The 26,445-nt window shown below is 73.4% G+C and carries 23 protein-coding genes and 1 pseudogene; 16 read left to right on the top strand and 8 right to left on the bottom strand.

Going from position 1 to position 26,445, the window contains the following annotated elements:
• The first annotated feature begins 62 nt into the window (after nt 1-62).
• The 7 genes from AMK11_RS12520 (at nt 63) to AMK11_RS12490 (ending at nt 7,470) form a co-directional block, all read left to right on the top strand.
• A complete protein-coding gene (locus AMK11_RS12520) occupies nt 63-434 on the top strand; it encodes a DUF6479 family protein (RefSeq protein ID WP_073726277.1) in 372 nt (123 codons plus the stop codon).
• Nucleotides 435-576: 142 nt separating this feature from the next.
• Nucleotides 577-1,077, top strand: a complete 501-nt coding sequence (locus tag AMK11_RS12515) for a hypothetical protein (RefSeq protein WP_073726275.1) — start codon at nt 577-579, stop codon at nt 1,075-1,077.
• A 4-nt stretch (nt 1,078-1,081) separates the two neighbouring features.
• On the top strand, nt 1,082-2,242 hold the full coding sequence (locus AMK11_RS12510) for an aminopeptidase P family protein (protein ID WP_073726273.1): 1,161 nt from the start codon (nt 1,082-1,084) through the stop codon (nt 2,240-2,242).
• Nucleotides 2,243-2,415: 173 nt separating this feature from the next.
• Nucleotides 2,416-3,687, top strand: coding sequence for a threonine--tRNA ligase (gene thrS / locus AMK11_RS12505; RefSeq protein WP_079187404.1), 1,272 nt, complete (start codon nt 2,416-2,418; stop codon nt 3,685-3,687).
• 115 nt (nt 3,688-3,802) lie between these two features.
• Nucleotides 3,803-4,792, top strand: a complete 990-nt coding sequence (locus tag AMK11_RS12500; RefSeq protein ID WP_241846953.1) for a nucleoside hydrolase — start codon at nt 3,803-3,805, stop codon at nt 4,790-4,792.
• 90 nt (nt 4,793-4,882) lie between these two features.
• Entirely contained in the window at nt 4,883-6,553 is a 1,671-nt protein-coding gene (locus tag AMK11_RS12495; protein WP_073726271.1) for a glycoside hydrolase family 13 protein, read from the top strand.
• 146 nt (nt 6,554-6,699) lie between these two features.
• The gene (locus AMK11_RS12490; RefSeq protein WP_073726269.1) at nt 6,700-7,470 is read left to right on the top strand and encodes a hypothetical protein; all 771 of its coding nucleotides are present in this window, start codon (nt 6,700-6,702) and stop codon (nt 7,468-7,470) included.
• A 27-nt stretch (nt 7,471-7,497) separates the two neighbouring features.
• Here the strand turns inward: AMK11_RS12490 and AMK11_RS12485 are convergent, their stop codons facing one another.
• Entirely contained in the window at nt 7,498-8,223 is a 726-nt protein-coding gene (locus AMK11_RS12485; RefSeq protein WP_073726267.1) for a GAF and ANTAR domain-containing protein, read from the bottom strand.
• A 73-nt stretch (nt 8,224-8,296) separates the two neighbouring features.
• Nucleotides 8,297-9,646, bottom strand: coding sequence for a helix-turn-helix domain-containing protein (locus tag AMK11_RS12480; protein WP_073726265.1), 1,350 nt, complete (start codon nt 9,644-9,646; stop codon nt 8,297-8,299).
• A gap of 104 nt (nt 9,647-9,750) precedes the next feature.
• On the opposite strand from AMK11_RS12480, the gene AMK11_RS12475 reads away from it, so the two are divergent.
• Nucleotides 9,751-9,945, top strand: coding sequence for a hypothetical protein (locus AMK11_RS12475; RefSeq protein ID WP_073726263.1), 195 nt, complete (start codon nt 9,751-9,753; stop codon nt 9,943-9,945).
• Between the two features lie 81 nt (nt 9,946-10,026).
• On the opposite strand, the gene AMK11_RS12470 is transcribed toward AMK11_RS12475, so the two are convergent.
• Nucleotides 10,027-11,106: a hypothetical protein gene (locus tag AMK11_RS12470; RefSeq protein ID WP_073726262.1), complete on the bottom strand. Its 1,080-nt coding sequence runs from the start codon at nt 11,104-11,106 to the stop codon at nt 10,027-10,029.
• A gap of 76 nt (nt 11,107-11,182) precedes the next feature.
• Complete coding sequence (locus tag AMK11_RS12465; protein WP_198941359.1) at nt 11,183-12,427, bottom strand: PP2C family protein-serine/threonine phosphatase; 1,245 nt, start codon at nt 12,425-12,427, stop codon at nt 11,183-11,185.
• Nucleotides 12,428-12,494: 67 nt separating this feature from the next.
• Between AMK11_RS12465 and AMK11_RS12460 the strand changes: the two genes are divergently transcribed.
• From AMK11_RS12460 to AMK11_RS12450, 3 genes are all read left to right on the top strand, one after another.
• A complete protein-coding gene (locus AMK11_RS12460; RefSeq protein WP_073726260.1) occupies nt 12,495-12,956 on the top strand; it encodes a hypothetical protein in 462 nt (153 codons plus the stop codon).
• Nucleotides 12,957-13,455: 499 nt separating this feature from the next.
• Complete coding sequence (locus AMK11_RS12455) at nt 13,456-14,373, top strand: hypothetical protein (RefSeq protein WP_073726259.1); 918 nt, start codon at nt 13,456-13,458, stop codon at nt 14,371-14,373.
• Nucleotides 14,374-14,482: 109 nt separating this feature from the next.
• Entirely contained in the window at nt 14,483-15,493 is a 1,011-nt protein-coding gene (locus AMK11_RS12450) for an endonuclease/exonuclease/phosphatase family protein (protein WP_073726258.1), read from the top strand.
• A gap of 26 nt (nt 15,494-15,519) precedes the next feature.
• Here the strand turns inward: AMK11_RS12450 and AMK11_RS12445 are convergent, their stop codons facing one another.
• Nucleotides 15,520-17,610, bottom strand: coding sequence for a PhoX family protein (locus tag AMK11_RS12445; RefSeq protein WP_073726257.1), 2,091 nt, complete (start codon nt 17,608-17,610; stop codon nt 15,520-15,522).
• Between the two features lie 265 nt (nt 17,611-17,875).
• Here AMK11_RS12445 and AMK11_RS12440 point away from each other — a divergent pair, with 265 nt between their 5' ends.
• The 3 genes from AMK11_RS12440 to AMK11_RS12430 all read left to right on the top strand — a co-directional run bounded on the left by AMK11_RS12440 (nt 17,876) and on the right by AMK11_RS12430 (nt 21,589).
• Entirely contained in the window at nt 17,876-19,405 is a 1,530-nt protein-coding gene (locus AMK11_RS12440; RefSeq protein ID WP_073726256.1) for a VWA domain-containing protein, read from the top strand.
• Between the two features lie 98 nt (nt 19,406-19,503).
• Nucleotides 19,504-21,120 carry a methionine--tRNA ligase gene (gene metG / locus AMK11_RS12435; protein ID WP_073726255.1) on the top strand — a complete coding sequence of 539 codons (1,617 nt, stop codon included), beginning with the start codon at nt 19,504-19,506 and terminating at the stop codon, nt 21,118-21,120.
• Nucleotides 21,121-21,223: 103 nt separating this feature from the next.
• Nucleotides 21,224-21,589: a PH domain-containing protein gene (locus AMK11_RS12430; RefSeq protein ID WP_073726254.1), complete on the top strand. Its 366-nt coding sequence runs from the start codon at nt 21,224-21,226 to the stop codon at nt 21,587-21,589.
• Between the two features lie 11 nt (nt 21,590-21,600).
• Here the strand turns inward: AMK11_RS12430 and AMK11_RS12425 are convergent, their stop codons facing one another.
• The gene (locus AMK11_RS12425; RefSeq protein WP_073726253.1) at nt 21,601-21,813 is read right to left on the bottom strand and encodes a DUF397 domain-containing protein; all 213 of its coding nucleotides are present in this window, start codon (nt 21,811-21,813) and stop codon (nt 21,601-21,603) included.
• Nucleotides 21,810-22,685 carry a helix-turn-helix domain-containing protein gene (locus tag AMK11_RS12420; protein WP_073726252.1) on the bottom strand — a complete coding sequence of 292 codons (876 nt, stop codon included), beginning with the start codon at nt 22,683-22,685 and terminating at the stop codon, nt 21,810-21,812. The genes AMK11_RS12425 and AMK11_RS12420 overlap by 4 nt, the downstream gene beginning before the upstream one ends.
• A 376-nt stretch (nt 22,686-23,061) precedes the next feature.
• Between AMK11_RS12420 and AMK11_RS12415 the strand changes: the two are divergent.
• Together AMK11_RS12415 and AMK11_RS12410 are read left to right on the top strand one after the other, a co-directional pair.
• Nucleotides 23,062-23,942 (top strand): annotated as a pseudogene (locus AMK11_RS12415) (helix-turn-helix domain-containing protein).
• 58 nt (nt 23,943-24,000) lie between these two features.
• On the top strand, nt 24,001-24,606 hold the full coding sequence (locus tag AMK11_RS12410) for a Uma2 family endonuclease (RefSeq protein ID WP_073726251.1): 606 nt from the start codon (nt 24,001-24,003) through the stop codon (nt 24,604-24,606).
• Nucleotides 24,607-24,673: 67 nt separating this feature from the next.
• On the opposite strand, the gene aspS is transcribed toward AMK11_RS12410, so the two are convergent.
• The gene (gene aspS, locus AMK11_RS12405; RefSeq protein WP_073726250.1) at nt 24,674-26,437 is read right to left on the bottom strand and encodes an aspartate--tRNA ligase; all 1,764 of its coding nucleotides are present in this window, start codon (nt 26,435-26,437) and stop codon (nt 24,674-24,676) included.
• Nucleotides 26,438-26,445 lie beyond the last annotated feature (8 nt).

Raw genomic sequence — 26,445 nt, 5'->3', positions numbered from 1 at the left:
CCCCACGGCACCACTCGGACATTCCTGGCGCTTTATCTCATTTGGGGGTACATAATCAGAACATGAGTACGGCAACGTATGAACTGCTGGCCGCGTCCTCGCACGCGCTCAACGTGACCATCGCCTTCATCGGCGGGCTGGTGATCGCCGGCGCGCTGATCTGGGCCGTACGCATGGGCCTGAGGGTCATGGAACGCGAACCCGAACGCCCCCACGCCGACGAGCACGGCAAGCTCCCCGCCACCGGCCCCGTCCACGAGGAACGGGAGATGCGGGAACCCGACGAGATCCCGCTTGCGCCGGACGGCAGCCCCCGGCTCATGCCGTACGAGCTCCACCACTCCGGCAGCCGCCGGGGCACCGACCAGAACCGCCGCCGCTGGCTGCCGGGGTCGAGCGGGTCCTTCGGCGGCGGCGGACCGGGCCACGTCTGACACCCGCCGCTCACCGGGGGACGCACCGGGCGTCCCCCGTCCGGCCCAGCGCCGGCGTGCGCGGCGGTGTCCGCGGGTCTTCACTGAAGGAGACCCGCGTGCGCACGCGGGCGGGTACTCACCAGGCCCCTGGAGGCGACACATGGCCGGTTGTCACCGGGCGCTCGGCGCCGTCGGCGCGGTGGTGCTGGCGGGCACGGTACTGGCCGGCTGCTCCGGCGGCTCCGACGGCGACGCGCCCTCGGACGCGGGCAGCGCGGCGGCCAGCCGGGCCGCGTCGGCCGCCTCCTCGCTGGCCTCCGAGGGCGCGGACGCGGTGGCGTCGGCGACCGCGGAGGCCGGGCGGTGGCTGGCGGAGATCCAGGAGGGCGCCGACGTCAAGGCCGACGTGCGGCTGGGCGAACCGGAGACGGACGCCGACGGACGCACCACCGTGGAGGTCACCGTCCGCAACACCGCCGACTCGGCGAAGTCCTTCGCGGTGCAGGTGAACCTCACCGACCCCGGCGGCGGCCTGCGCGACACGGTCGTCGTCACCGTCCCCGACGTCCCCGCCGGCGAGTCCGCCCGCGCCACCGCACGCAGCAGCCACGACCTGTCGGGCGAGGTGCGCGCGGTGGTGGCCCGGGCCGTGCGCTACTGACGCCATGACCGCCCCGGGCGATCCGAGCGAGGTCACGGAGGGCACGGCACCGGCCGCCGCCTTCACGGAACAGGAGTACGCGGCCCGCATGGAGCGGGCGGCGTACGAGGCCGCCACCCTCGGGCTCGCCGGTGTGCTGGTCACCCCGGGCCCCGACCTGGTGTGGCTGTGCGGCTACCGGCCCGCCGAACCCACCGAGCGCCTCACCCTCCTCGTCCTCACCGCCGACTCCCAGCCCCGGCTGCTCGTCCCCGGGCTGGAACGCCCCGGGGCGGAGGCGGCGCCCGGCGCCGGCGCGCTGCGGGTCTTCGAGTGGTGGGACGGCCAGAACCCGCACGGCGCGGCGGCCGGGCTGCTGCGCCCGCACGGCCGCTACGCCGTGTCCGACGGGACCTGGGCGCTGCACCTGCTGTGCCTCCAGGAGCAGCTGCCGCTGGCCACGTACCGGCCGCTGTCGGCCGTACTGCCGATGCTGCGCGCGGTGAAGGACGAGCAGGAGGTGGCCCGGCTCGCGGACGCGGCCGCGGCGGCCGACGCGGCGTACGAGGAGGTCCTCGGGCTGCGCTTCGGCGGACGGCCGGAACGCGACCTGGCCGCCGACCTGGCCCGGCTGCTGCGCGAGCACGGCCACCACCGGGTGGACTTCACGGTGGTCGGCTCCGGGCCGCGCGGCGCCGACCCGCACCACCGGGCCGGCGACCGGGTCATCGAGGACGGCGACATGGTCGTCCTGGACTTCGGCGGCCTGCGCAACGGCTACGGCTCCGACACCACCCGCACCGTCCACGTCGGCGCCCCGACCGAGGAGGAGCGCCGGGTGCACGAGGTCGTCCGCGGCGCCCAGCGGGCGGCCTTCGACGCGGTGCGGCCCGGGGTGACCTGCCAGGACGTCGACCGGGCGGCCCGCGCGGTGATCGAGGAGGCCGGCCACGCCGAGCACTTCGCCCACCGCACCGGCCACGGCGTCGGCGTCACCACCCACGAACCGCCCTACCTGGTGGAGGGCGAGGAGCAGCGGCTCGTGGCGGGCATGTGCTTCTCCATCGAGCCCGGCATCTACCTCCCGGGCCGCTTCGGCGTACGCATCGAGGACGTCGTGACCTGCACCGAGGACGGGGGCCGGCGGCTCAACGCGGCCTCGCACGAACTGGCGATCGTGGTCTGACCGGGCGGCCGGGCCGGCGGAAATTCCCTCGCGCCCGTGCCGGGCCCCCGGTACCGTCCCGTGCATGAAGCGCGCCCGTCCTTTCCTGATGACGACGCCGGGAAGTGTCCCGGCGCGCTGACTGCTGACCAGAAGTCCGAAGCCCCGGGGCGAGCGCCCCGGGGCTTCTTCGCGTGGTGCTCGTCCCCCTCCCCGAGGAGACCACCGTGCACCACGACCACGACCACCGGCGGCTCGGCCGCGAGCTCGGTCTGTTCGACACCGATCCCCTGATGGGCGCGGGCCTGCCGTACTGGCTGCCCGACGGGGCGACCGTGCGGCACACCCTGGAGGAGTACGTCCGCGAGGCCGAACTGCGGGCCGGCTACCGGCACGTGTACTCGCCGGTCCTCGGCAAACGCGAACTGTACGAGATCTCGGGCCACTGGGAGCACTACCGCGACGACATGTTCCCGCCGATGGAACTGGGCGGTCAGGAGGTCGTGCTCCGCCCGAGCCTGTGCCCCCACCACGCGCTCGTCTACCGCTCCCGCACCCGCAGCCACCGCGAACTGCCCCTGCGCATCGCCGAACTCGGCGCCATGTACCGCTCCGAGCCGTCCGGCGTGCTCGGCGGCCTGACCCGCGTGCGGGCCATCCACCTCAACGACGCGCACGTCTTCTGCGCCCCGGACCAGGCCGCCGCCGAGGCCCGCGCCGCCCTCGGTCTCATCCGCCGCGCCCACGCCGACCTCGGCATCGAGGCCGCCCGCTACCGTCTCTCCCTGCCCGGCCCCGGCGGGAAGTACGTCGCCGACCCGGAGCTGTGGCGGCGGGCCACCGCACTGCTCCAGGAGGCGCTGGACGGACTGCCGTACGAGGCGGTGGAGGGCGAGGCCGCCTTCTACGGCCCCAAGATCGACGTGCAGATCGCGGACGCCGCCGGGCGCGAGTCCACCCTGTCGACCGTCCAGATCGACTTCCACCAGCCCGAGCGCTTCGGCCTGCGCTACACCGGCCCGGACGGCGCGAAACACCGCCCGGTCATGGTGCACCGCAGCGTCATCGGCAGCGTGGAGCGCGTGGTCGCTCACCTCATCGAGGTGCACGGCGGGGCGTTCCCCGCGTGGCTGGCGCCCGTGCAGCTGGTCGTGCTCCCCGTCGGGCAGGAGCAGCGGGAGCGGGCCGACGGCCTGGCGCGCCGGGCCGCCGAGCACGGGCTGCGGGCCGAGGTCGCCGGGCCGGAGCACGGCACCCTCGCCGCCCGGGTCCGGGCGGCGCGCAAGGTGCCGTACCGGGCGGTGATCGGCGCCCGGGAGGCGGCGGGCGGCGACCTGGCGGACGTACGCCTGCGGGACGGCCGCCGCCCCGGCGCGATGGCCGGCGCCGAGCTGCTGCGGCGGATCACCGACCGGGTCCGGGCACGCGGCCCCGAGCTGTGGGAACCCGCTCGGGGGGCCGCCTGACCGGCACGCTCGTCCTCCCGGCCGGACGGGCCCGCGGCACCGGATTGCCGTCGCGCCCCTCGGCCCCCGTAGGGTCACCGCACCGGCGCCCCCACGCAGACCTAGGAGCCCCGCCGTGACGACCCCCACGACCCCGTCCGCCCCGCTGCACCCCATCCCGGTGATCATCGACTGCGACACCGGCGTCGACGACGCCCTGGCCCTGCTGCTGGCGGTCCGCCACCCGGGGCTCGACCTGCGCGCGGTCACCTGCGTGGCCGGCAACACCGACGTGGCGGGGGTCGTGCGCAACACCCTGACCGTGCTGGAGCAGGCCGGCGCCCCGGACGTCCCCGTCGCCCGGGGCGCCGAGCGGCCGCTGATCGAGGCGGTGCGCACCGCCCGGCACGTGCACGGACACGACGGCATGGGCGACCTGGGCCTGCCCGCGCCCTCCCGCGCCCCCGTCGACGTGGACGCCGTGACCCTGCTGCGCCGCGAGATCCTCGCCTCCCCGCGCCCGGTCACCCTGATCCCCACCGCCCCGGCGACCAACATCGCGCTGCTGCTGCGCACCCACCCCGAGGTCACCCGCAACATCGAGCGGATCGTCTTCATGGGCGGCGCGGTGGCCACCGGCAACGCGACGCCGGTCGCCGAGTTCAACGTCTGGCACGACCCGGAGGCCGCCGCGATCCTGCTCGGTGCCGGGGTGCCGGTCACGATGTACGGGCTTGACGTGTTCCAGCGGGTGATCGTGCCGGGCCCCGACGTGCGCCGGCTGCGCGCGAGCACCGAGCCCGGCACCCGGCTCGCCGGTGAGCTGCTCGCCCACCGCGGCCCGGCCACCGACGAGACGGACCCCGGCGGCGGACTCGGCGACGCGGGCGCGGTCTGCGCGGTGATCGACCCCGAGGGCCTGACCACGCACCGGCTGCCCGTCGAGGTGTGCCTGGCCCCCGGACCGGCCCGCGGCCAGACCCTCGTCGACCGCCGGGCCCGCGTCGGCGAGGCCGAGCTCCACGGGGCCACGCGCGAACAGCCGCTGGTGGACGTCGGCCTGGACGTGGACGTGGCCCGGTACGTGGAGCTGTACCTGAGCACGGTCGAGCGCACCGGTTCGTAGCCTCGGCGCGTCGCGGGCGCACGGGTTCCCTTTTCGGGTGATGTGGACAGATCTATTCGTGTCGCCCGCACGCACCGCGAAGGAGACCGCGTGTCCGTACGCAGCACCGCCAGCACGCCCGACCTGTCGTCCAAGGACCCCAACTGGTGGCGGCAGGCCGTCATCTACCAGGTCTACCCCCGCAGCTTCGCCGACGCCGACGGCGACGGGCTCGGTGACCTGCGCGGCATCACCCAGCGCCTCACCCACCTGGCCGCCCTGGGCGTCGACGCCCTGTGGCTCAGCCCGTTCTACCCCTCCGAACTGGCCGACGGCGGCTACGACGTCGAGGACTACCGCGACGTCGACCCGCGCCTCGGCACCCTGGACGACTTCGACGCCATGGCCGCCGAGGCCCACCGCCTGGGCCTGAAGGTGATCGTCGACCTGGTCCCCAACCACACCTCGCACCGCCACGCGTGGTTCCGCGAGGCCCTGGCGGCCGGCCCCGGTTCGGCCGCCCGCGACCGCTACGTCTTCCGCGACGGACGCGGCGAGCAGGGCGAACTGCCGCCCACCGACTGGCAGTCCGTCTTCGGCGGCAGCGCCTGGAAACGGGTGCCGGACGGACAGTGGTACCTCCACCTCTTCGCGCCCCAGCAGCCCGACCTGAACTGGGAGAACGAGCAGGTCCGCGCCGACTTCCGCACCACGCTGAAGTTCTGGTGCGACCGGGGCGTCGACGGCTTCCGCGTCGACGTGGCGCACGCGCTGGTCAAGGACCTGGCCGAGCCGCTGCGCGACCTCGGCGCCCCCGAGCTGAGCAGCGAGGCGGCCCTCACGGAGTTCGCCCCCGGCACCCACCCGTTCTACGACCGCGACGACGTCCACGAGGTCTACCGCGACTGGCGGAAGATCTTCGACACCTACACCCCGCCCCGGACGGCGGTCGCCGAGGCCTGGGTGCCGGGCGCCCGGCGCGCGCTGTACGCCCGGCCGGACGAACTGGGCCAGGCGTTCAACTTCGAGTACCTCCAGGGCGGCTGGGACGCCGCCGAGCTGCGCGAGATCATCACCGGCTCGCTGGCCGACGCCCGCGCCGCCGGGGCCTCGGCGACCTGGGTGCTCTCCAACCACGACGTGGTCCGCCACGCCTCCCGCCTGGTCCTGCCGCCGGACACCGACACCGACGCCTGGCTGCTGTCCGGCGGCCGGGCACCGGCCCTCGACGAGGCGGCCGGACTGCGCCGGGCCCGCGCGGCGACGCTGCTGATGCTGGCGCTGCCCGGCTCGGCGTACGTCTACCAGGGCGAGGAACTGGGACTGCCCGAGGTACCCGACCTGCCCACCGAGGTGCTCCAGGACCCGATCTGGGAGCAGACCGGGCACGTCCGCAAGGGCCGCGACGGGTGCCGGGTGCCGCTGCCGTGGACGACGGACGGCCCGTCGTACGGCTTCGGCGCCGGCGGGGCGTGGCTGCCGCAGCCGCCCGGCTTCGCGGCGTACGCCGTCGAGGCGCAGGACGGGGTGGCGGGCTCGACCCTGGAGCTGTACCGCACGGCCCTGCGCCTGCGCCGCAAGCTGCTCGACGGGGAGGCGCTGACCTGGGCGGACGACGTCCCGGACGGGGTGCTCCAGTTCGACCGCTCGCCCGGCTGGCGCTGCGTCACCAACCTCTCCGGCCGGGCGGTGGACCGGCCGGCCGGTGAGGTGCTGCTGAGCAGCGCGCCGCTGGAGGACGGCCGCCTGGGCCCCGACACGACGGTGTGGCTGGCGCTGTAGGACCACGACCCCCGCGCCACGGCACCACCGCCCCCCTCACCCGGACGGCCCCGCACGCTGGTGGCGGGGCGGGGGCGGTGGTGCCGTGGAGGGTGCGACCGGACCTGAACGGCGCCGATCGCCCCGGCCCTCCAGGAGGCACCCCGATGCAGCACGCCGCGCCCGCCGCCCGCCCCCGGCACGCCGCCGCGCTCTCGGCGCTGCTGGTGTGGACGGTGGCCGCCTGCTCCACCGGCGGACCGGAGGCGGACCGCCCGGCCGCGACCGCGCCGGCGACCTCGCAGTCCCCGGCGGCACTCCCGCCGGCCACCGTGCCGCCCGTACTCACCCGGGGGCAGGCACGGGCGGCCCTGATCACGGAGGCCGACCTGGCGGGGACGTGGGAGCCGACGCGGGGTGCGGCGACCTGGCGGGACCAGGTGCTCAAGGCGAGCGCGGAGCGGCCCGACTGCGGGCGGCTGCTCGACGTCCTCTACACCGAGGACCTCTTCGGCGCCGGCATCGCCCCGCGCGCCGCCACCGCCCTGGACGAGGTGACGGGCGGGGCCCAGCTCCACTACCGGATCACCTCCCACCGTGCCGCCGACATCGACACCGCGCTGACCTGGCTCGGCACGCTGCCGGACACCTGCGGAAGCTTCACGGCCCGCGCCGCGCGCGGCGCCGCCCGGGACGTCCGGGTCACCGACGTCGCCCTGCCCGAGGCGGGGGACGCCCGGCAGGGCCTGCGGGTGACGGTGCGCGCCGGGGACACCGTCCTCACGGTGGCCCTGGTCGCCGTACGCCTCGGCGACGACGCGATCACCTTCACCAACGGCACCCTCGCCGAACCGGCCGCCGACGCGACGTGGACGGCCGCGGAGACGGGATCGGAACGCCTGGCGGAGGTACGGCGGCAGGGACGGGCGCAGGTGTAGGCGCGGGCACCAGGCTCGGACAGCCGGCTAGTCGTCGCGGTCGAAGCGGCGGCGGTGGGTGAGTACGTCGCGGGCCACGGCGTAGGCGCTGCGGCCGCGGGCGAAGGCGTCGGCGCGCAGGCGGGCCAGGGCCTCGTCGGCGCCGACACCCAGCTGGGCCATGATCATGCCGACGGCCCGGTAGACCTCGTCGTGGTCGCCGGCCAGCTCGTCCAGCCAGGCGTCCTCCCCGCGCGGCAGCGCCATCAGCGCCACCGTCATCACGCCGGCCACGAGCCGGGCCGTGCGCAGCTGGGAGCCGGTCAGCGGGCCGGGCGTGTCCCGGTAGAGGTCGAGGGTGCCCAGACACACCGCGTCACTGCCCAGCGGCAGCGCGTACACCGCCCGTACGCCGACCGCCGTCGCCTGCTGGGCGTAGACGGGCCACCGTCCGGCGTCCGCGCCGGACGTCAGATCGCGGGCGAGCACCGGGGCGCCCGCCTCGGCGGCACTCACACAGGGCCCGTCACCCAGAGTGGCCTGGATCTCCGCCAGGTACGAGGCCCGGTCACCGCTGGCGCACAGCCGTACCGGTACGCCCTCGCCCCGCAGCGACGCGCTCGCGCCGGTCACCGGCAGCAGCCGCACCACCGTCCGGCACAGGCGGCCCGGCACCTCGCCGGGCGGGGCGCCGCGCACCTGGGCGGCGATCTCCTCGGCGGCGCGTGTCCCGTCCGGGGGCCACGCGGGTTCCTCGCTGGGACGCACGCGCACCGCCTCCTTCTCCGACGCGGCCGCAGGCTCGACTACCCGTGCCCGAACGGCGGAAACACGGTGGCGGGACCGCCTACAGCGGCGGCTGCGCGGGGGCCGGCCCCAGGGTCGTCGTGCCCGGCGCCGTACGGTGCCCGAGGCCGGTGCGGTAGGCGTCCAGGGCCGCCTCCACCCGGCCGGTGCGGCGCAGCAGGTCGCCGAGGAGCCTGCACAGGTCGGCCAGGTCACCGGCGGCGCCCGCCCGCTCCAGCAGGCTGAGCGCGCGGACGTAGTGCTCCTCGGCCGCCTCGGTGTCCCGGGCGTCCTCGGCGATGACGCCGAGCAGCCGGTGCGCGCCCGCGGAGTGCACGGCACCGCGTTCGGAGGACAGGTCGTCCAGTACGCCGTGCAGCAGCCCGGCCGCCTCTGCGGACTTGCCGCGCCGGTGCAGTACGTCGGCCAGCTCGACGGCGACCTGGCTGCTGTAGAGGGCGGCGCGGCCGGCGGAGAGCATCCCGAGAGCCTCCCGCATCTCCGCCTCCGCGCGCGGCAGCTCGCCGTTCTGGGCGCAGACGTAGCCGCGCATCCAGTGGCAGTTGGCCAGCTCGGTGCGGAGTTGGAGCGTGCGGTACAGCTCGGCCGCCTTCGCCAGCGACGCGTCGGCCTCGGCGAGGCGGCCCTCGGCGAGCAGGGTCCGGGCCACGGAGCGGTGCATGCGGGCCACCAGGGCCGGGTCCCCGGCGCTGGGGGCGAGGGAGAGGGCGAGTTCGGCGGCCTGGGCGGCGCGGGCGTGGGCCCCCATGTCCATGTAGGGGCCGATGACGCTGGCGTAGAGCAGCAGCAGCGCGTCGGGGTCGTGCAGGCCGCCCCGGTTCAGCTCGTCGAGGGTGGTTTCGAGGAGGTAGACGGCGTAGCGGAGCTCACCGGCGAGGTAGTGGGCGAGAGCGCGTCCGCGCAGGGCGGGGACGCGGGCGGGCAGGGGGGCGCCGGCGTCGGTGAGGCACTGTTCGGCCTGCTCGAAGTACTGGCGCCCCGTGGTCAGTTCCCCGGTCTCCACGGCGCACTCCCCGAGCCCGAGGAGCGCGGCGGCCCGTTCCTCGGGCAGCTCGTGGGCCTCGGCCTCGGCCAGCAGCGCGGCGTACTGCCCGGCCGCCTCCCCGGCACCCTCGGTGGCCAGCGCGCGCTGCGCCTCGGTGAGCCGCAGCCGCAGGTCGGTGGCGAGACGGGCCGGGCGCCCGGTGGCCAGCTCCTCGTAACCGACGCCGAGCCGTTCGGCGAGGTGGCGCAGCGCCTCCTCGGAGGGACGGACCCGGCCCGCCTCCAGGGTGGATATGTACGCGGGGGTGTACGCCGGTTCGGCGAGCTGCCGCTGGGTCATCCCGCGCTCGGCACGCAGCCGTTGCACCCTGCGCCCGATGGTCCCCCGGTCGTCGCGGTCACCCACTGCCAACTCCCCCTGCGGCCCTTGCCGTTCTGCCCCGACGGCTCTAGGTTAAACCGCGGATTAAGCGCGCTTAACAGCACTTGACACGATCCGCAGAGGACACCGTGCTCGTACGCACCCGCACCGCCGACAGGTACGCCAGGGCCGTCGCCGCCGGCGTGACCGCCGTGGCCTGTCTGCTGCTGGCCTCGAACGCGGGACCGGCGGACACGGCGCGCGCCCCCGTCCCCGCCACTGAGCAGGACACCGCCCCGGTCACGGACTCCGTCACCGACTCGGTGGTCACCGTCGGCCGCTGATCCCCGGTCGCCGTGGGCCGCCCACCGCGAACGGCGCTCCCAGCCCGGCGGCGTCGCGCGGCCGGGAGCAGCGCGCCGCGCTCAGCTCTGCGTCTGCAACCGGCTCAGCTCCCGCTGCACATGGTCCAGTGCCCCCTCGCGCCGGCCCGGCACCCGGCCCCGCAGCGTGGCGAGTGCCGTGCCCAGTTCCCGGGCGGCCCCGTCGTCGCGGACCCGGCCCCACTGGTGGTGGGCCCGGTCGACGGCCGCCTCCACGGCGGGCGCCCCGGGCGGCTGGCCGGCGTCCAGGCGCGTCTGGGCCACCGTCAGCCAGGCCCGGCAGCTGCGCGCCGGGTCCCCCGCGAACATCGCCAGGTCGGCCCGGACCTCCGCCCAGTGCAGCGCGTCCTCGGAGGCGGGGCCGCGCGCGTGGGCGGCGGCCAGTTCGTGGCGGGCGGCGAGCGCGTCGGCGTCCGCGTGCCGCCCGGACTGCACGGCGGCGGCGATGACGGCGTGCGGGTCGCCCGCGGCGGGCCCCGGCGCCGTCAGCACCAGGTCCGCCCCGGCCGGCGCGCCGTTCGCCGCGGCGTCGGCCGCGACGCGGGCCAGCGCCTGCTGGTGCAGCTGGTCGACCGGCGGCCGGTGCCCGCTGCGCAGGATCGTCGCCACCGCGCGCATGTACGCCGGGGCGGCCACCGTCCGCCGCGAGGGCGGCGGCGCGATGCGCCCGTGCACCGCGTTGTTGCGACCGCAGTCCAGGGGGTTGGCCCGCAGCCACTGCCAGGTCTCGTGGTCGGCGTGCAGATCGAGCAGCAGCGTCGTCGCGCCGCTCGGCCGCAGCCGCAGCTCCTCCTTGATCCAGTGCCAGGGCAGCGCGGTGTAGCGGACGGTCGCCGGGGTGGTGCGGGCCAGCGCGAGGTGCGGCAGGCGCTGGCGCCGGTCGAGCTGGAGCTGCCCGGCGACGTAGACGGTCAGCGGTCCGGGGGCCGCCGCGGCGGCGCGCAGCCGGGTCAGGACGGCCTGCGGCTCCAGCGGGTCGGCGAGCTCGACGACGTTCGCGGTGTCGGTGCCGGAGAGCACGGCGGGCTCCACGGCCGCCAGTACCGGAAGCACGGAGGCGGCGTCCACCAGGCACCCCTTGCCCACGGGCGACGCCGCGAGCAGCAGCACGGTTCCGGGCATGTCCCCTCCCCCTGTCGATCACGTACGGCAGCACGTTAACCGCTGCGGCTGCGAAGCGGGGCACCCGGCGGGGCACTCAGTCGAGGGCCGGCCCGCCCCGCCGCCGTACCGCGAAGATCGTGGTGTCGTCGGACAGCCGCCCCCGGCAGTGCCGCAGCGTGCCGTCCCGCACGAGCGCCACCAGCCGGGACGGCGCGGCGTTCGCGGGGTCGGCGGTGACGGCGCGGGAGACCTGGTCGGCGTGCGGGTAGAAGCAGCCCTCGGCGTCGCGGGCCTCGGTCACCCCGTCGGTGACCACCAGCAGTGTCTCCTCCGGGGCGAGGGACAGCCGCGAGACCGGCGGCACCCCCGGGCCGGGGAGGAGGAGGTCGCTCATGCCGAGCGGGAGCCCGCCGTCGGCCGGCAGGTACCGCGCGCCGCCCGGCCCGGCCGCCAAGGGGGCCTCGTGGCCGAAGACCACGGCTTCCACGGTGTCCGGCAGATCCGGGCGGAACCCCACCAGCACGGCGGTGGCGAAGCGGTCGCCGTCGGAGCGGCCGAGGGCCTCGGTGTGCGCGCGATGGCGCCGCATGCGGACCTCCAGGCGTTCGGCGACCGTGGCGAGGTCCGGCTCGTGGTAGCCGGCCTCGCGGAACGTGCCGAGCAGCGCGGCGGCCGTCTCCACCGCGCCCAGCCCCTTGCCCTGCACATCGCCGACGAGGACTCGGGTGCCGTGCGGGCCGGGCTGGATGTCGTAGAAGTCGCCGCCGACCCGGGCCTCACTGTCCGCGGAGAGGTAGACGCCGGCGTGGTCGAGGTCTCCGAAGCCGGCCGGGATCGGGCGCAGCACGGTGCGGCGGGTGGTGTCCGCGATGTCCCGCATGTGCAGCATGCGCTGCTCGCCGCCGACCCGGAGCGCGGCGGCCAGCACGGCGATGACCCCGCCGAGGCTGACCAGGATCAGGCCGGGCAGTCCGGTCTCGTCGCGGTGCTGCCAGGTGGTATCGGCGAGGACGTAGACGGCGACGGCGGCCACCGCGAACACGGCCGTGGCCCGCACCCCGCAGATCGCCGCGGCCACACCGGGTACGAGGACGGTCCAGGAGATGATGTGGAACGCGCCGGTGGCGGTGTCGATCGCCGCGATGGCGACGAGCATCAGCAGCGGCAACAGCCAGGCCACGCTGTGGCCGCGCACGCTGAGCAGTTCGTGCCGGGACACGGCGTCACCCCGGCCGGCGGCATGGACGAGCCGGCCGAGCGGCCGCCACCGGCCGCGCACCGGCCTGCGCACGCGACCCCTCACGGACCCCAGCGAAACACGCCCCCCTGCGGCCCGCATCCTGACTTGCCGGCCGGCGCGGGCAGGTGTGCCCTGGTAGGCGGGGGCGAGCGAGAGGAGTGCTCTCATGGCTCACGCGATACCGACAACCGGCACCTCCGCCGGAGCGGCCGCACGCGGCCGTCCGCCGAACGCCCTGCCCGACGTGTTCAGCGAGCGGACCCACGTGGCGGTGAGGTGGACGCTGCTCGTCATGGCCGGGCTGCTCTACGGCTACTGGGCCGCGTCCATCAGCCGCCGCGGCGGTCCCGTCACCGGCTGGAACCTGCTGTTCGGCTTCATGACCGCGCTCGCGTTCGTCGTCCTCTACGCCGTGGTCCGCGTCCTCGCCCAGCGGCTGCCCCGCGAGGGCCACGCGGTGCTGTGGGGCGCGTTCGCGGGGAGCGCGGTGGGGTTCCTGTACTCCAGGAGCGGCGTGGCCATGTTCACCTGCGTCCTGGTGTCCCTGCTGGTCGCGGCCGCGGTCACCGGCGCGTTGTTCTACCGCTACTACACCTGTGAGGACGCGGAGGGCCATCGCATCACCTGACGGGGCCGTCGCCCGGCGGGCCCGGATCATCCGACGGGTACGGGTCGCCCGGCGGGCCGGGATCATCCGCCGGGTCCGGGGCGCCCGGCGGGCCTGTCGGGGTATGTCGGGGGCCGGTCTGGGGCCCTGTCCGGGGCGCGCCGGAGCCCGATCCGGGGTTGAGGGGCGGCGCCGGGCGCATACCGGCCCAGGACCGGGCTCCGGCGGAGCCGCGCCGAGGGGCCCGGCCGGGGGCGCTGCCCCAGGCACACCGCAGGCCGACGCCGGGGGCCCTGCCAGACGCGCGCGGGGCCCGATCAAGGTCCTGCCAGAGGCACAAGACAGGCCGACGCCAGGGGCCTTACCAGGCACGCGGGGCCGATCGAGGTCCTGCCAGAGGCGTACCGGAGGCAGGCGCGGGGGCCCTGCCGGGCGCGCGCGGGGCCCGATCGGGGTCCTGCCGGGGCCATATGCAGTCACGCCGGTCGCCGCCGCCGCCCGCGGGGCCTTGCCTGGAAGGGTGTCCCCGCGTCCTCGCAACGTCCTGTCGGCCGCCCTGATCGTCCTCGCCTGCCTGCTCGCACCGTGCGGCACGCTGGCCGGCTGGGCGGTGTACGGGCTGGCCGACACCGGGCGGTACGTCACCGTCATGGCGCCGCTCGCCGGGGACCCGGACGTGCGGGAAGCGGTCGCCGACGCCGTGGGGGACGGCGTCGCGGGCGAGGTCGCGGCGGCCGGCCCGCTGCACGGCACCGTGCGGAACTTCGTGCAGGACGCGGCACGGTCGTTCACGCTGACCGACGCCTTCCGCGAGGGCTGGAACGAGGCCAACCGGACCGTGCACGCGGCCGTCCTGCGCGCCCTGCGGGACGACCGGACAGCGGGCCGGCCGGTCACCGTCGACCTGGCCCCCGTCACCGCCCGCGTCAAGGACCGGCTCGCCGAGGACAACGTGCCCTTCGCGCGGCGCATCCCGGTCCGCCGCACCGAGGTCACCGTGCTCCCGGCCCACGAGGCGGACCGGCTCAGGAAGGGCTACCACGTGCTCGACGTCGCCGCCTTCTGGCTGCCGCTCGCGGCCGTCGTCTTCGCGCTCACCGGCATCGCCGTCGCCGCCTGCCGCCGCCGCGCGGTCACGGCCGCCGGGATCGGCACCGCGCTCGGCGGCGCGCTGCTCGCCCTCGCCGTCGTGATCGGCCGCCGGGTCACCCTCGCCGGGCTGCCCGGCGCGGTGGACGGCCCGGCCGCGGGCGTGATCTACGACGCCCTCACCGAGACCCTGCGCACCGCCGCCTGGCTGCTGGTCGGCCTCGGCCTCACGGTCGCCCTCGCCTCCTGGCTCACCGGCCGGTACGGACACCTCCTGCGCCGCCGCCGGGCACCCGCGGGCACACCCGCCGACCCCGCACCGTCCCGGCCGCCCCGCGCCCGGCTCTGAACCACGGGGTGCGCAACTTTCCGCCCGCGGTTCCCGTCTTTGAGGGAGGATTCGGGCATCGCACACAGCGCACGGGCAGGCACCGCACCCGCGAGTGAAGGGCCGGGACTTGGACACCGACACGGCGACCGGCGAGTGGACGGACGCACGCGAGGGGCCGGTGGCCCGCCGCACCGGGGGGCGGCGGTTCGGGGCCTGGTGCGCGGGGCTGCTGTTCGCCGCCGTGAGCGTGGTCGTCGGCTGCCGCGCCGCCGACACCGACGGCGTCACCCCCGTACCGCAACTGCTCGCCTTCCTGCCCTGGCTGCTCGTGCCGACCGGCGCCGGACTGCTGCTCACGCTGCTCGCCCGGTGGTGGACCGGCGCGGTGTGGGGAGTGGCGCTGCTCGGACTGCTGGCCTGGTTCATCGAGCCGTACGGCAAGACCTACGAGCCCGCCGGGCCACCGGTCGCCGAGGTGCGGGTGCTGACCTCCAACGTCGAGTTCGGCCAGGGCACCGACGCGCTGATCTCCGCCGTACGGCGCGAGAAGCCCGACCTCGTGTTCGTGCAGGAGTGCGAGTACACGTGCGACGCGGCGCTGCGGCGCGAACTCACCGCCGGCTACCCCCACCGGCAGGCCGTGGCGGGCGGCGGCTCCGAGGGCTCGGTCATCCTGAGCGCCTTCCCGCTCGAACCCACGCCCGGCGTCCCCGCCACCATGGGCATGCCCGGGGCCGTCGCCGACGTGCGCGGCCACGCCGTACGGCTCCAGCTCGCCCACCCGATGCCGCCGCTGCCGGACCAGGTCGGGCTGTGGCGCGAGGAGCTGGACGCGCTGCGCGACGCCGTCGCCGGGGACGACGGCACGCCCACCGTGCTCGCCGGGGACTTCAACGCCTCCCAGGACCACGCCGTCTTCCGCCGCATCCTCGACACGGGGCTGAGCGACGCGGCCCGGCTGTCCGGGGCGGACCGTACGGTCACCTGGCCGGCCCGGACCGCGCCGGCGTTCGGCGTGCAGATCGACCACGTCCTGGTCTCGGAGGAGTTCGCCGCGCACCGCGCCCGGTTCCTGGACCTGGCCGGCACCGACCACCGGGCGCTGGTCGTCGACCTGACGCTGCACGGGACCGGCTGACACCGGCCCCGCGTGTTCCGCCGGGCTCAGACGCCGATGTCGCGGCCGTCCTCGCGCCACACCGCCACGACCGCCGGGCGCACGTACGTGCCGGGCCCGTCGGGCCAGGTGCTGGCCGGCTCCGCCACGGAGGCGCCGTCGACCTCGCCCGGGTGCTGCACGGCGACCAGCACGCGCCGGTCCTGGATCAGCGGGCCGCAGGTCTCCGCGCCGGTCGGCACGGTCAGGAACTGCTTCAGCTCACCGCGCCGGTCGCCCCGGGTCGCCACGCCGAAGAGGCCGTCGTGGCTGCCGAGCGCGTTACCGTCGGTGGACAGCCACAGGTTGCCGTGGTCGTCGAAGGCGACGTTGTCGGGGCAGGAGATCGGGCTGACCCGGTCCTTGGGGAAGCCCGCGAAGTAGGTCGCCGGGTCCTCCGGGTCGCCGGCGACGAGGAACAACGACCAGGCGAACTTCGTGCTGTCGGCCCGGTTCCACCGCTCGGTCAGCTCCAGCACGTGGCCGTGCTTGTTGCTGTTGCGCGGGTTGGCCTCGTCGGGGCCGGCGTAACCGGCCTTGCCGCGGTTGGAGTTGTTGGTGAGGGCGACGTAGACCTTGCCGGTCTTCGGCGACGGCTCGATGTCCTCGGGCCGGTCCATCTTCGTGGCCCCGACCTTGTCACCGGCGAGCCGCGTGAAGACGCACACCTCTTCGGCGGTCATCCCGTCGACGTGCGAGACGGCACCGTCCTCGGTGGCGGTGACCAGCGGAATCCACGTGCCGCTGCCGTCGAACTCACCGTCGCGCGGCAGCGTCCCCGTGCCGTCGATCTCCATCTTGGGGGAGTCACCGCTCAGCTTGGCGACGTACAGCGTGCCCTCGTCGAGCAGCGACAGGTTGTGCTCGCGCGCCCAGCGGGAGTTCCCGTGCCGCATCCGCTTGCTGCCGACGAACTTGTAGAAGTAGTCGAACCGCTCGTCGTCGCCGGTGTAGACGACCGGACGCCCGTCCCAGGTCAGCCGCACGGTCGCCGCCTCGTGCTTGAAGCGGCCGAGCAGCGTGTGCTTGCGCGGGGTGGAGTCGGGGTCGTACGGGTCCAGCTCGACGACGTACCCGAAACGGTGCACCTCGTTGGGCTCCTGGGCGACGTCGAACCGCTTGTCGAACCGCTCCCACTTGCGCTCGGTGGCGCCGGTCCCGATCCCGTACCGCTTGTCCGTCGCGCTGCCGCCGTTGGCGAAGTACTGGTTGAAGTTCTCCTCGCCGTGCAGCGTGGTGCCCCACGGGGTGGTGCCGCCGGAGCAGTTGTTGAGGGTGCCGAGGACCTTGCGGCCGGAGCGGTCGGCGGAGGTCCTCACCAGGTCGGAGCCGGCGGCCGGGCCGGTCAGCCGGAACTCGGTGGTGGCGGTGACCCGCCGGTTCAGGCGGTGCCGCGTGACGGGCGTCAGCTTCCCGCTCCGGCGCTCCTCCTCCACGACCACGGCGGACAGGCCGTGCGCGGCCCAGGCGATCTCGACCTGCTCGCGGGTCGGGTTCTCGGGGTCGTAGTCGCGGAACATGAGCATCTCGTCGGTGTACTCGTGGTTGGCGACGAGGACCTGGCGGCCGTGCTCACCGCGCAGCGGCAGCAGCGCGAGGAAGTCGTTGTTGTACCCGAACTGCCCGGCCTGCGCCTTCGCGCTCTGCTTCTCCGGGTCGAAGGCGGGCGCCCCGCGCAGGATCGGCTCGCCCCAGCGGATCACGACCTCCTGCCGGTACCCCTCCGGAACGGTCACGACGTCATCGGTGTTGGGCGCGACGGGCGCGAACCGCAGCCCACGCGCACCGTCCGTTTTCGACGGTTTCCCGTGCCCGTGCCCGTGTCCCCTTCCGGCCGCCGGCGCGGCCTGCGCCGACGGTGCCCCGGCCACGCCCACGGCCCCGGCGCCCGCCGCGGCCACGGTGACGACGGCGGCGGCACGCATCATGGAACGGCGGCTGAGGGCGCCGGCGATGACGTCGCCGACGTACTCGTTGGAGCTGGTGTTGGGCACCTCGTGGAAGCAGGCGTCACCACACCGGAAACGGCAGGTCATGGCGGACCGGCCGCCGGGGTGCGAACCGGACGGCGTTCCGATCAACGGCAGCAGCTTGCGCACTGTGTTCTCCCCTTGAGAATCCCTGGATGCCCTTGGTGTCAGCGCGACCGTAGGCGCACATACGTGCGGGAGACGGGCGCCGCGGTGAACGACGGGTGAACCCGTGGAAGCCGGAGTGGAATTGCCTCGGCGGCTCGATCCCGCCTTGACGCGCCCGCCCTTCCGTGGCAGACCCTGCACAAGATCACAAGCCGGGGCCGCTAACCTTACGTGTCCGTCCTGGCCAGGGATCGACGGGGATCAACTCACGCGAAGGGTTGCGCACATGGGCATTCTCACTCTCCTGCGGAACGCGTTCGGCCGCTCACGCAAAGAACGAGCCGCCCAGGCGGAGGGTGCGGTGCAGGAGGCGGCACCGCCGGCGCCGCAGCTCCCGTCCCAGCCCACCGCCCCCGCGGAGCCGGCCGCCTCACCGGAGACCGTCCAGCTCCCCGAGCCCCGCCCGGAACCGGCCGCCCCCGACGAGCACGAACTCGTCAAGGCCGCCTTCACCAACATCACGGTCCCGAAGCCCACGGAATCCCCGGATCCGCACCCGGCCACGGCACCCGAGCCCGACCCCGACCCGGAGCCGGCCCCCAGGGCAGCGAAGCCTGAGGCCGAGCCGAATCCAACGGCTGAGGCCGAGCCGGAGCACACCACGAAGCCGAAGGCCGAGGCCGAGGCCGCGCCTGCGCCGAAGCCGGACCCGGACCCGGAGCCGGAGCCCGAGGCCCAGACCGAGCCTGCGGCAAAGCCGGAGCCCGAGGCTGAGCCGGAGCCCCAGGCTCCTGCCGGGGCTGAGGCAGGACCCGACGCGAAGCCAGTGCCCGTCGCGGAGCCCGAAGCTGAAGCGGAGCCCATGGCTCAGGCGGAGCCGAAGGCTCAGCCGGAGCCCGAGGCCGAGACGGATCCGGAAACCGAAGCGGATCCTGCAGCCAAGCCGGAGGCCGCGGCGGAGTCGGAGCCAGAAGCTCCTCCAGCCCCCGCCCCCGCAACCACCTCTGCCACCACCCCCACCCCCACCGCCTCCGAACCCGCAGCCGCCGACGGCGAGCAGCCCCCGCAGGGGCCACCCGCACCCGACGACGAAAGCCGCACGGGTGGTGCGGGTGGGAACACGAGGGCCGAAGGCGCAGCCGAGGCCCCGAAACCCGCAACACCCCCCACCCGCATCCGCTCCCGCGCCCCCGGCCTCACCACCGCCTACAAGGCCGCCGCCACCACCCTCAAGAAGCACGACCTCACCGGCACCCGCGCCAAGGTCCACCTCGTCCTCGACCGCTCCGCCTCCATGCGCCCGTACTACAAGGACGGCTCCGCCCAGGCCCTCGCCGAGCAGACCCTCGCCCTCGCCGCCCACCTCGACCCCGAGGCCACCGTCCACGTCACGTTCTTCTCCACGGAAGTGGACGGCACCGGCGACCTCACCCTCACCGACCACGAGAACAAGATCGACGAGCTGCACGCAGCGCTCGGCCGCATGGGCCGCACCAGCTACCACGCCGCCGTCGAGGCCGTCCTCGCCCACCACGCCAAGGAAGAGCCCCCCGGCACCCCCGCCCTGGTGGTCTTCCAGACCGACGGCGCCCCGGACGCCAAGACCCCGGCCACCCAGTCCCTCACGGAGGCGGCCGCGAACCACCCGAACGTCCACTTCTCCTTCGTCGCCTTCGGTGACCCGGAGAACAAGGCCTTCGACTACCTCCGCAAGCTCAAGACGGGCAACACCTCCCACTTCCTGGCCGGCGAGACCCCCAAGGAGCTCACCGACAAGCAGCTCTACGAGGGCGTACTGGCCACCTGGCGCCCGTAGGGACACGACGGCGGACAGGGAGGCCCGCACCGCCACCCCCTGTCCGCCCCCCGAAACGCGTGTGAGCCGATCTCCACCGGACCAGTAGGATTTCGCCCATGGCGGCCACTGGAACCGAGAAGCAGGGGGCGAAGGCGTACTACGTCTCGACCCCCATCTACTACGTGAACGACGCTCCTCACCTGGGCCACGCCTATACGACCGTCGCAGGCGACGTGCTCACCCGCTGGCACCGCCAGCGCGGCGAGAAGGTGTGGTACCTCACCGGCACGGACGAGCACGGTCAGAAGATCATGCGTACGGCCGAGGCGAACGGGGTCACCCCGCAGGCCTGGGCCGACAAGCTCGTCACGGAGTCGTGGAAGCCCCTGTGGGAGCACCTCGACATCGCGAACGACGATTTCATCCGCACCACGCAGAAGCGGCACACCGACCGCGTCCAGGAGTTCGTGCAGGACCTGTACGACAAGGACGAGATCTACAAGGGCGGCTACGAGGGCCCGTACTGCGTGGGCTGCGAGGAGTACAAGCTCCCCGGCGAGCTGCTCGACGGCGAGGGCGAGTACGCGGGCCAGAAGCTGTGCCCGATCCACAAGAAGCCGGTGGAGATCCTCAGCGAGGAGAACTACTTCTTCAAGCTGAGCGAGTACAGCGAGAAGCTGCTCGCGCACTACGAGGCCAACCCGGGCTTCATCCAGCCGGAGTCCGCGCGCAACGAGGTCGTGAATTTCGTCCGCCAGGGCCTCCAGGACCTCTCCATCTCCCGCTCGACGTTCGACTGGGGCGTGCCGGTCCCGTGGGACGACAAGCACGTGATCTACGTGTGGATCGACGCCCTGCTGAACTACGCCACGGCGGTCGGTTACAACGAGAACCCGGAGAAGTTCGAGTCGACGTTCCCCGCCGACGTGCACCTGGTCGGCAAGGACATCCTCCGCTTCCACGCGATCATCTGGCCGGCGATGCTGATGGCGCAGGGCCTGCCCCTGCCCGGCAAGATCGCCGCGAACGGCTGGCTGATGGTCGGCGGCGAGAAGATGTCGAAGTCCAACCTGACCGGCATCAAGCCGCAGGACCTGACCTCGCACTTCGGCGTGGACGCGTACCGCTGGTACTTCCTGCGCGCGATCGCGTTCGGCCAGGACGGCTCGTTCTCCTGGGAGGACTTCTCCGCCCGTTACACCAGCGAGCTGGCCAACGACTACGGCAACCTCGCCTCCCGCGTGGCAGCGATGGTCAACAAGTACTTCGGCGGCGAACTGCCGGCCTCAGCGGCCGACGGGGACGCGGAGCAGGCCATCCACGACGGCCTGACCAAGGCGGTCGCGGAGGCCGACCGGAAGATCGGCGAGAAGCTGGACTTCCAGGGCGGCATCCTGGCGGTCTTCGACTTCGTCAAGCAGGTCAACGGCTACATCACCGAGCAGGAGCCCTGGAAGGTCGCCAAGGACGATTCGCCGGAGGGCAGGGCCCGCCTGGCGACGATCCTCTACACGGCCGCGGAGTCCCTCCGCGCGGTGGCGGTCCTCCTCAACCCGATCATGCCGGACACCTCCCAGAAGCTCTGGGACTCGCTCGGCGCCGAGGCGTCCCTCGGCAGCCTCGCGGACCAGAAGGTCCAGGACGCGGCGGACTGGGGCCGGCTGCCCGCCGGTTCTACGGTCACCAAGGGCGCGGTGCTGTTCCCGCGTCTCGAGGAGAAGCCGACCGCGTAACGCGCTCGCTACAGCACGGGCCCGGGAGAGGGCAGACCTTCTCCCGGGCCTTGCTGATTTGCGAGGATCGGTCCCAGAACCGGCACACACGGGGGGATCATCCATGGCACTCTTCGGCAACGCGCACACCGTCAACCCGGCCAAGGCTCAGCAGGACTACGCCCGGCTCCTGGGGCACGGCGAGCAGATCCACGCAGCCTACCTGCTGATCCGCGACACCATCCTGTTCACCGACCGGCGCCTCATCCTGGTCGACAAGCAGGGCATCACCGGCAAGAAGACCGAGTACCACTCGATCCCGTACCGCAGCATCACGCACTTCTCGGTCGAGACGGCCGGCCACTTCGACCTCGACGCCGAACTGAAGATCTGGCTCTCCGGCACCCCGGCCCCGATCGAGAAGACCTTCACCAAGGGCGTCGACATCTACGAGGTCCAGGCGATCCTGACCCAGTTCGTGGCGCGGTAGGACTTCGGGCGTCAGCTCCCGGACGCGTACGCCACGAACTCGGCCCACGCCTCCGGCACGAGGGCGAGACGGGGACCGGCGTCCCGGTGCTTGGAGTCGCGGACGTGAACGGTGCCGGGGGTGGCGGCGACCTCGACGCAGGAATCGCCCTCGGGGCCATCGCTGTAGCTGCTCTTGAACCACTCCAAATCGGAGGCGTCCCCGGCGAAGGCCTTGCGGATCATGTCTCTCCCAGCAGTTGTTCGATGAAGGCCAGCGACTCACGTGGGGTAAGAGCCTGCGCCCGGATGGTGCTGTACCTCAATTCAAGGATGCGGAGTTGCCTCGGCTCAGAGGTCGGGCGGCCGTTGAAGGCACCGTCCGAACGCCCCGTGGCCGTGCCGTCCTCGAACTTCAGCACCTCGATCTTGCCACTCAGCCCGGGATGAGCCCCAGAGTCCGTCGGCATCACCTGGAGAGTGACATTGCGCAACTGCGCGACTTCGAGCAAGTGCTCGAGCTGCTGACGCCACACCATTGTGCCTCCAACCCGTCGGCGCAGGGTCACCTCTTCCTGGACAAAGTTGAGCGCTGGACGCGGAGAGCGGTCGAAGATGGACTTGCGACCCATGCGGGCAGCCACCAAACGAATCAGTTCCTCCTCCGTGTAGGCGGACTGGGACACCTCGAAGAGGGCACGCGCGTGCTCGGGCGTCTGCAACAGACCATGGATGCTGAGTCCGACGTACACCCCCATCTCCGCCGCCTTGGCCTCCATCTCCGCCAAGGCCCGCACCTTCTTCGGATACCGGACCTTCGCCACGTCCTCCTTCATCGCGGCGATCAGCCCACCCGCGTCCAACACCTCGTCGGCCATGTCCAGATACTCCGGCCGGGGAATCCGCTTCCCGCCCTCGATCTTGTAGACGAGGTCCTCGCCGTACCCCACCGCCTTGCCGAACTCCCCGGCCCGCATCCCCACGGCCTCCCGGCGCAGCTTCAACTGCCGCCCCACGGTGGCGACCACCGCCACGCCCCACTCGTCGTCCGGGTCCACCTCCCACCCGGGCTCGTCAGCCTCGGTCCTGAGCTGCCGAACCTCACCATCCACCGACATGCGCGCGCCCCTCCGTCGTACCGCCTGGTGCCAGCCACGCCCTACCCGTACGGCCCGCCCTGACAAGCCCGGACAACACCGGACAGCCGCCGGACACTGACCGGGGGCAACGACCGGAACGCGACGAGTCGGACTCCGGTCGCACCTGCGCCCCCTATGAACTACTCACTGGGAGGAAAGCACCCCACCAAGCCCCTCCCCTCCCTCCCGCCGGGCACAGTCACTCCCGCGAGTGAATATGCCAACTTGGCTGGATTCGGGGCCGGTTGTCTGCCCTACGCTCAGCGGCGACACAACCACCAGACATGCGACGGCCCCCGCCGGGAGTGGGATCCCAATGCGGGGGCCTGGCCACCAAGGAAGAAGAAGCTTCCCGATGGATGCACAGCACCCTAACGCGCCCGTACTCACCACGTCCCGAACCCCGGACGAAGACCACCCCCACGAACAGCCCCTCGCAGGCGTCGTCCACGACAACGTCCGCCACACCGAGAGCTTCACGGTGGTCGGCAACCACCTCGTCCAGCACAAGGAAATGTCCCTGCTCGCCATCGGGCTCGCCTGCTACATCCAGTCGGTGCGCCAGGGGACGTCCGTCGACATCAAGACCCTCGCCGCCCGCTTCCCCGAGGGCCCCACCCGCATCGCCGCCGGGCTGCGCGAGCTGGAGAAATTCGGTTACCTCCAACGCACGTGTACGCGCACGTCCACCGGCCGGATCGTCACCCGCACGGTCTCCTGCAACAGGCCCGGACACAGCCGCAACGGCAGCGGCACCGCACGGGAGACGGTGCCCCGTCGCCCCGCCCGGCGCGCGGACCAGGAGAAGCCGCCGTCACGCAAGCGTCTCCCCGCCGTGCCCCAGCCGTCGTATCCCGCCCCCGCCCTCCTCCAGGCGGCCGTCGACGTCCTCACCGCCTGCGTCGCCGCGACCCCCGGCTCCTCCTCTCCGCCACCGACGCCGAACACCTCGCCCCGGGCGTCGCCGCCTGGCTGGAGCGCGAGATCGCCCCCACCGCCGTACGCCACGCCCTGACCGAGAACCTGCCCAACGAGCCCCTGATCCGCCCCGCCGCCTTCCTCGCCCACCGCCTGACCGCCCAGCTGCCGCCCCCACCGCCAATCCGGCCACCGGCCCCGCCGGTCCCCGAGCCCCGGCACCCGTTCCAGACCTGCGACGGCTGCGACCGCTCATTCCGGGCCCCGGCCCCCGGCCGCTGCCGCGACTGCCGAACCGATCCCCCGGAGGCCGCCTAGCATGAACTCGACGATCCTTGCCCGAGCCCGTGGGCACACACGACGAGGAGCGAGCGCCATGACCATCGCCCCGGACAACCCTCAGCAGGGCGCCTCCCACCTGTACCGGGCCATGCGCGACTTCGTTCAGTCCTCGGACGACACGCTGCCCGGCAAATTCGAGATCACCAAGGAAGGGATCGTCCACGACATGATGTCGCCCAGCGGTCGGCACGAGCTGACCACACTGCGGCTCCGGAAACGCCTGGAAAAGGTGATGCCGGAAGAGATCGTGGCGCACACCGGTGAGCCGGACGTGGAGGACGAGCCCGAAGGCGTCATGCGGCGGCCCGATCTGATGGTGATCGCCGAGGAGGACATGGACATCGAGGGGTCGTTCGACCCTCGGTCGCTCATCGCTGCCGTCGAGGTCGTCTCCCGCTCCAACCCGGGCAACGACTGGGTGGGCAAAGTACGCGACTACCCCCTGCTCGGCATCCCCGTCTACGCGGTCTTCGACCCCCGCACGGGCACCGGCGCCGTATTCACGGACATCCACTCCACCCCGGACGGCCCCCGCTACGCCACCCGCAAGGACTTCGTCTACGGCGAGGACGTCACCATCGCCGACTGGACCATCTCGACCCAGAACCTGCCGCTCTACCGGAGTGAGGACCAGGCCTGACGACGGCGAAGGGCCCGGCACCGGAGAACGATCCGGTACCGGGCCCCTACGCCGTGCCGTCGGCGGACTACTTCGGCTGCGGCTTGCGCACCGTCAGGTGCAGTTCCCTCAGCCGGGTCTCGTCCAGCTCGGTCGGCGCGCCCATCATCAGGTCCTGGGCGTTGCCGTTGAGCGGGAAGGCGATGGTCTCGCGGATGTTGGGCTCGTCGGCCAGCAGCATGACGATGCGGTCGACGCCCGGGGCGATGCCACCGTGCGGCGGGGCGCCGAAGCGCAGGGCGCGCAGCATGCCGGCGAACTCGCTCTCGACGGTCTCCGCGTCGTAGCCCGCGATCGCGAAGGCCTTGAGCATGATGTCCGGCTCGTGGTTCCGGATGGCGCCGGAGGACAGCTCGACGCCGTTGCAGACGATGTCGTACTGCCAGGCGAGGATGTCCAGCGGGTCCTGGTTCTCCAGGGCGTCCATGCCGCCCTGCGGCATCGAGAAGGGGTTGTGGGAGAAGTCGATCTTCCCCGTCTCCTCGTCCTTCTCGTACATCGGGAAGTCGACGATCCAGCAGAACCGGAAGACGTTCTCCTCGAAGTGCCCGGCGCGCTGGGCGGCCTCGACCCGCACCGCGCCCATGATCTTCGAGACCTCGTCGAACTCGCCCGCGCCGAAGAACACCGCGTGGCCGGGGGCCAGGGAGAGCCGCTTGGTCAGCTCCGCGACGTTCTCCTCCGTCAGGAACTTCGCGATCGGGCCGGACAGCGTGCCGTCCTCGCCCACCCGGACCCAGGCCAGGCCCTTGGCGCCCTGCGAGACGGCGTAGTCGCCGAGCTGGTCGAAGAACTTGCGGGGCTGGGAGGAGACGTCCGGTACCGGCAGCGCGCGCACGTGCTTGCCGGCGAAGGCCTTGAACTCCGAGCCCTCGAAGATGTCGGTGATGTCGACGAGCTCCAGCTTGGCGCGCAGGTCCGGCTTGTCGGAGCCGTACTTCAGCATCGCCTCGCGGAACGGGATGCGCGGGAAGGGGGAGGTGACCTCGCGGCCGCCGCCGAACTCCGTGAACAGCTCGGTCATCAGCTGCTCGATCGGGCGGAAGACGTCCTCCTGCTCGACGAAGCTCATCTCGACGTCGAGCTGGTAGAACTCGCCCGGCGAGCGGTCGGCGCGGGCGTCCTCGTCGCGGAAGCAGGGCGCGATCTGGAAGTACCGGTCGAAGCCGGAGATCATCAGCAGCTGCTTGAACTGCTGCGGCGCCTGCGGGAGGGCGTAGAAGCGGCCCGCGTGCAGGCGGGAGGGGACCACGAAGTCGCGGGCGCCCTCGGGGGACGTCGCGGTGAGGATGGGCGTCGCCATCTCGTTGAAGCCCAGGGTCACCATCTTGTGCCGGATGGCGGAGATGACCGCCGTGCGCAGCATGATGTTGCGGTGCATGCGCTCGCGACGCAGGTCCAGGAAGCGGTACTCCAGGCGCCGCTCCTCGTTGACCCCGTCCTCGGTGTTGATGGTGAAGGGCAGCGGCTGGGCGGCGCCGAGCAGCTCGACCTCGCCCACCTCGACCTCGACCTCACCGGTCGGCAGGTCGGGGTTGATGTTGTCGGCGCCCCGGGAGACGACCTTGCCGTCGACCCGAACGGTCGACTCCTTGGTCAGCTTGTCGAGCGCCTCGTACGCCTCCGTGCCCGGCCGGGCGACCAGCTGCGTGATGCCGTAGTGATCGCGCAGATCGATGAAGAGGATGCCGCCCAGGTCGCGCCGATTGTGCAGCCAGCCACTCAGTCGGACGTCGGTGCCGACGTCAGAGGAGCGGAGCTCGCCGCAGGTGTGGGACCTGTACCGATGCATCGTCGTTC

Source organism: Streptomyces sp. CB02414 (genome assembly GCF_001905385.1).
Classification (GTDB): Bacteria; Actinomycetota; Actinomycetes; order Streptomycetales; family Streptomycetaceae; genus Streptomyces.
The sequence above is the reverse complement of the archived record's forward strand: the minus strand, read 5'-3'. Positions and strand labels throughout refer to the sequence as shown.